Annotated in this window: 1 protein-coding gene; it reads right to left on the minus strand. The window is 34.0% G+C overall.

What is annotated here, in order from left to right:
* Positions 1–130 precede the first annotated feature (130 nt).
* Complete coding sequence (locus ACFQ1R_RS13115; protein ID WP_379926719.1) at positions 131–955, minus strand: DUF2199 domain-containing protein; 825 nt, start codon at positions 953–955, stop codon at positions 131–133.
* Between the last annotated feature and the right edge of the window lie 614 nt (positions 956–1,569).

The following is a 1,569-nucleotide window of genomic DNA, read 5'->3' on the forward strand; positions in this document are numbered from 1 at the left end:
TTTGACAATATGAAACGGTTGGGTTTTCGGAGCACGTCTGTATCCACCGAGGAAAACGCTGACGCGAGAACAAAAGCTACGCAAGCCACTGACCCCCAACTGTTTTATATTGTGTGTTGCCTGCTGTGCTTTATTCATGTCCGTATAAAATCTTTTTTGCAAAATAAGTCACTCGTTTCATATCTATACCATTTTCTTGTTCAAAAAACAATGGATGGTTTGAGTCCTCAATTTTGATAGAAGGAATAATTCCTAATTTCTGAGTCTGAACGCTGACCTTTAATCCAATCGTATCTGGATAGCAATTTAAAACTGTATCAAGTACGCCAAAATATAGTTTGTTTAGAAATCTATTCTCCTCCACCCAAATTGCTTCTTCGTTGTCAAAATCTGATTTACTTATCTCAATCCAAACATTCCATGAAAAATCATTCTCATTATCTAAGACCTTTATTTTTATCTGACCTTTGATAAAGTACCTTTTATTATCAATTATGCATAAATCTTTGTTGATTGTCGAGTTGCTTTTATCTGTCAAATTAAAATATGAAACAGGCTCATCGGCTCCATAGGAAAATGGAATATCACGATGGTATAATCCACATTCAGAGCAATAATATCCCATCTCAGCTATTTCATCATCACTATACTCAATCTTCTCAACTATCCACTTATCATTTTGTCTTTGCCGAACAGCTCGAAATCCTGGTTTTAAGTCCGCCACATCAAGTATTGACTTATCATGAGTTATCATTTCTTGAAGCGATATAACTCGTGCAATCTCTTTGTAATCCTCAATAATCTCATCACCCATAAATTGCCAATCACCGTCAAGCTCATGAGAAACCAAAGTTATCAGTGAATTATTCTCAATCACATGAGAAGTTGTAAAAACTCCTTTAGTCAATGAGTCAGTAAATTGCTTTTGTATTTTTTTCTTGAACAGATTTTTCATGTTAGCACTTCGGTTTCAGCATTGCAGGCAACGTCGCGTATAAGAATAGTGTGGGTTTGTGAGCGGCGATTTTCCGCAGGAAAATCGGAAGCTTGCAAATACACACAAACTTTCGATTGAGCGATTTGTCCACATTATTTTTATACAATGTTACCTTGCGTTTTTATTGTCCGTTAAATATAGCGTTTTTTCTTTCTTTTTTCTTTTTTTTAATTGATTTTCTGCGTTTAACAATTCCGCAAACTTGCTCATTTTTCCGCTGCGATTGGATTTTCCGCAAACATGGTTTTTCTGTTTTTGTTTATTCCACAAACGGGCTAAAATTCCGCAATCTTGTTTTTTTTCTGTTTTTAAATTCCGTAAAAATTTGCTTTAAATCTCAATATTTTTTCCGCAAAACTTGCGTTTGAGTGCGTGTTTTTAATGCAAGGTAACGTTTTGTATAATTTTTAGTTGCGTGGATTAGGTACTAAAATAACAAAAAAATGCAAGCCAAAGGAAAAATCCGCAGGATTTTTCCGATTAAGTAACTACAAGCAATTAAATTTATACCATGTTATGTAGCGGTTTTGAATTTAGACAAAGATTTAAATGTCCTTTTTTTTTAATTTTTA

This window comes from Mariniflexile jejuense (assembly GCF_042675665.1).
In the GTDB taxonomy this organism is placed as follows: domain Bacteria; phylum Bacteroidota; class Bacteroidia; order Flavobacteriales; family Flavobacteriaceae; genus Mariniflexile; species Mariniflexile jejuense.

Coding starts and splice junctions, on each gene's coding strand:
- ACFQ1R_RS13115 (WP_379926719.1), bottom strand. CDS start 955: ATGAAAAATCTGTTCAAGAAAAAAATACAAAAGCAATTTACTGACTCA.